At 40.9% G+C, this 4,053-nt stretch carries 3 protein-coding genes; 2 read left to right on the forward strand and 1 reads right to left on the reverse strand.

What is annotated here, in order from left to right; all coding sequences use genetic code 11:
* The first annotated feature begins 129 nt into the window (after window positions 1-129).
* Together BGO59_RS31340 and BGO59_RS31345 are read left to right on the forward strand one after the other, a co-directional pair.
* The gene (locus BGO59_RS31340) at window positions 130-1,389 is read left to right on the forward strand and encodes a WcaI family glycosyltransferase (protein WP_293690863.1); all 1,260 of its coding nucleotides are present in this window, start codon (window positions 130-132) and stop codon (window positions 1,387-1,389) included.
* 335 nt (window positions 1,390-1,724) lie between these two features.
* Complete coding sequence (locus BGO59_RS31345) at window positions 1,725-3,272, forward strand: gliding motility-associated C-terminal domain-containing protein (RefSeq protein ID WP_293690865.1); 1,548 nt, start codon at window positions 1,725-1,727, stop codon at window positions 3,270-3,272.
* Between the two features lie 252 nt (window positions 3,273-3,524).
* On the opposite strand, the gene BGO59_RS31350 is transcribed toward BGO59_RS31345, so the two are convergent.
* Entirely contained in the window at window positions 3,525-3,839 is a 315-nt protein-coding gene (locus BGO59_RS31350; RefSeq protein ID WP_293690866.1) for a hypothetical protein, read from the reverse strand.
* Window positions 3,840-4,053: the final 214 nt, after the last annotated feature.

Genomic DNA, 4,053 nt, shown 5'->3' on the forward strand with positions numbered 1-4,053 from the left:
TCAGATTCACGACAGTATGGCGGCCCGGTTGCTTAAAACCATTTAAATACCCACTATCAAAAGCGACTTGAATCCACTGATTATCAATATCCTACTAGTACCTACTTATTGACAAGAGATATATATTAAATGCGCATCCTACTATATGATATTAATTATGCTCCGGAACTAACAGGGGTAGGCAAATATACTGGTGAAATGGGAGCGTGGCTAGTTAGGCAAGGGCATTCTGTCCAGGTTATTACAGCCATGCCCTATTATCCAGAATGGGAAGTACATGCCGCTTATAAAGGTAAAGGTTGGTTTACTGAAACACTAGAAGGGGTCACTGTTCATCGGTGTCCCTTTTATGTTCCTAAAAAGGTTACTACAGTTAAGCGCATCTTACATGAGCTATCGTTTGTACTTAGCAGTCTACCCTATTGGATTGGCATTTTATTCGGCAAGCCATTCGACGTAGTCATTTGTGTATCGCCCCCTTTTCAGATTGGCCTCTTACCTGCTCTATACTCCTTGGTAAAGCGAATACCACTCTGGTATCATCTTCAGGATTTACAGGTCGATATGGCAAAAGAATTAGGAATGATCAAAAATCAATCGTTTCTGAATCTGCTATTCTCAATTGAGAAGTTTATTCTAAAACGCTGTGCGGTAGTGTCTACCATAAGTGAAGGCATGGTCCAAAAAGTCGCTGATAAGAATGTACTTCAAAATCCTTGCTACTTATTCCCCAACTGGGTCGATGAACAATTGGTCCGTCCACTTCCACAAGAACAATCCTTACGAACAGAGCTGGGACTAGACCAACAAGATAAGGTTATTCTGTACTCGGGCAGTCTTGGCGAAAAACAAGGCCTGGAACTGATCATTGAAGTTGCTAAATCATTTCAAACGCAATCGGAGGTAAAATTTGTGATCTGTGGGTCGGGGGGCGGCAAAACAAGGTTAGAAAATTTAGTTCATGACTATAAACTATCTAATGTTAGCTTTCATCCTTTACAGCCCTACAACAAGTTATCAGCACTTTTAGCAACGGCGGATATTCACCTGGTTCTTCAAAAGAAATCAGCATCTGATTTAGTATTACCATCCAAGCTTACCAGCATCCTGGCGGCTGGTGGCTGTGCCTTAGTATCAGCCGTACCGGGTACTACTTTGTATAAGGTTATAGATGAAAACCAGATGGGCATCCTGATCGAACCCGAATCGACACAGGCCTTACTCGATGGTATTCTATTGGCGCTTCACAAAGATTTGTCCGTTTATCGACAAAATGCCAGAACATACGCACGACAATATTTAAGCAAAGAGACTATTTTACAACAATTTGAAGTGGAACTATTAAAAGCATGTGGGGAAACTAAACAACGTGCTGAACCAGTATTATAAATACTAGTATTGGGCTATATACCTTATCAGAATCAGGTTAAATAATAGATTTCCTACCATTTGCCTCCATTTAACATGTATTTTATATATACTTGCTATTCACTTATGTCTTCCATATTATAGGCGGAACCTGTTTACACTGAAATAAAGCCACAAGCTTTTACGCTGTCAGTCAAGTTTAGTGATTTAGGGTAATTAGTTATAAGTATAAGCATTCAGATTGTGAATCCTTAAAACTTAAAATTATGCTAGGTAGCAAGCCCTTCTATAAGTATTGGTTACTAGGCACTTTTTTCGTATTTCAACTTTGTGAGGTTTATTCTCAATGTAAACCCATGTATGTCTGGACTAATTGGCAAAATTACACTCATGATCAAACCATTGGAACAATAGAATTAAAAAATAAACAAATCATGGTTAGAATGTCCTTTTCTTACCCACCATTATTTCAGTATATATCAGATTTCAGTCCATTTTTGCAATTCGACGGTATTACTACTATCCCCAATAAACATGTTCCAATGGTAACCTTAGCCTCTACTAAAGGCTCTCAATCTGTAGTTTGCTTTTCGGAACCTGTTACAAATCCTGTTCTATTGCTATCATCATTGGGTAGTGTTAATAGTAAAGTGACTTTACGATTTTCAGAACCATATATACCACTTCACAATGGTGGGGGAACTACTTTTTTTGACTCTTTCACCTTACTAGGTGCAGAAGGAAATGCTGTAGTTGAATTTCCAGGTACGTTTACCTGTATCACTATTACAGCTGATAAACCGGAGTTCTATACCCTTGTAACCTGGGGAGCGTTAGATCCTTACTTCCCAGTTTATATAGCAAATAGCTCTAACCAATGTGGCAGCCTCACCCTGACAGCATCTGGTGGGACTTCCTATCAATGGAGTGGAGGCCGAAACCCATCTAGTGCTACGAACACCGTAACGACTACTGGTGTGTATAGTGTCACGGCCACTAATCAGGCTGGATGTAAAGTCGCTACACTAAAAAACATACAGAGCATACCCAAAACAACCTTAACTTCCACCGTTAATAAAACGATATGCCAGGGGGAGTCTTATCTGGGCTACACGACTAGTGGCAGGTATGTTGATTCGCTGAAAACAATGTATGATTGCGATAGTCTGCGCACACTACAGCTTACGGTACTGGAAAAGCCTAGAATTCTGTTAGGTAATCAAAAAGAAATTTGTCAGGGGCAATCGACAACGCTTAATCCTATAATACCCTCGGGTAGCTCGTCGATTGCTTATCAATGGTCAACAGGCGAAAGTACAGCCAATATTGCTGTTACGCAGGCTGGTGTATATACGCTAACTGTAGTCAGTGGAATCTGTTCAAGTACAACCTCAACTAGTGTAACGGTTCAACCGCTTCCGAGAGCTTTGGCAGATGAGGTCAGATCTTGTGACAATCCTATACTTTCCGCTGATGGACTCGACAGCACTTTAACGTATTTATGGGAGCCATCCGGAGAGACGGCCTCAACCATACAGATTCATCAGCCCGGCACTTACAAAGTGAGACTAACGAACTCATTTGGCTGCTCGCTAACACGCACCATTCAAATTACGGGCGCCTGTCCTTCAAACGCTTTTGCCCCAGACAGCTTTACGCCCAATGGTGATCAGATCAATGATAGGTTCAGGCTTTTTGTCACCAATGGAAGTCAAATTCGGCTTACCATTTATAACCGCTGGGGTGATGTAGTTTATAGTGAAGAGAGTGCTAATCCGCAGTGGAATGGTCAACTTAAAGGCGAAGACTGCCCAATCGGAACGTATAGCTACAGTCTATTCTACAAACCTATGGGCAGCAATGAAGTCCTAGAGCATCGTGGATCAGTCCTGTTAATCCGCTAGTGACCCAAGTTTCCAATAGTTTGTTGCAACAGTTCTTTTTGCTTAAACTTTCCTGACTTGGCCTGAAAAGCCACCCTTACCCCTATTTTAACGCTAAAGCATTTTCCTGCATAGAGGCCATCTTAGGCCACTCGAAGAAAGGAAAATCGTACAATTGGCCCACTTATAGATAGACTTTACGCTATTTCCTTCGTTAGAAGAACAAGACACCCGTTTATGTTGGGTTGTCAAAAATTCAAACAATTCTTTAGTCTACGCGACACCTTCGTCGCGTATATCCTCTAAATCGAGCGCTGCTCCGTCAGCCTTGATGGTCAGAATCCAAACATCTTTTCCAGCACTTTTTGCCGCTTCTTTGGCCAGATTATGGATATACCATTTATCATTCGAATGACGTATGCAAAACATGCCACAAGGTAATTTATAGGTACTTCCTCCTGATGAATCAACCGTAACGGAAAAGCCCTGACGAATCATAGCTTCCTGCAATTGCGAAAAGCCAGCACTATCCTTGTTACGTAATTCTACTCGTACATAATAGAACCCAGGCATTTTTTCCTTTTTCATGGTGCAGGCCGTAATCATATAACTTGAAAGCAAGTTAAGTATATTGACGCCTGATTCCCAATGCCTTTATCTCTTTAATCTTTTTTTAATAATCAGAAAAATATCATATATTGCTATACGAAAGTGGATCAAGGACAATACTTGTGGAGCAACTTGGATTAAGCATATAACTGAGTGAGCCGATATAAGAAGAATTCCACATTTCGAACCCCTC

The organism is Spirosoma sp. 48-14, from assembly GCF_001898575.1.
Classification (GTDB): Bacteria; Bacteroidota; Bacteroidia; order Cytophagales; family Spirosomataceae; genus Spirosoma.

Excerpts from the sequence above, each read along its gene's own strand:
- BGO59_RS31340 (WP_293690863.1), top strand. The coding sequence starts at position 130 with ATGCGCATCCTACTATATGATATTAATTATGCTCCGGAACTAACAGGG.
- BGO59_RS31345 (WP_293690865.1), top strand. The coding sequence starts at position 1,725 with ATGTATGTCTGGACTAATTGGCAAAATTACACTCATGATCAAACCATT.
- BGO59_RS31350 (WP_293690866.1), bottom strand. The coding sequence starts at position 3,839 with ATGAAAAAGGAAAAAATGCCTGGGTTCTATTATGTACGAGTAGAATTA.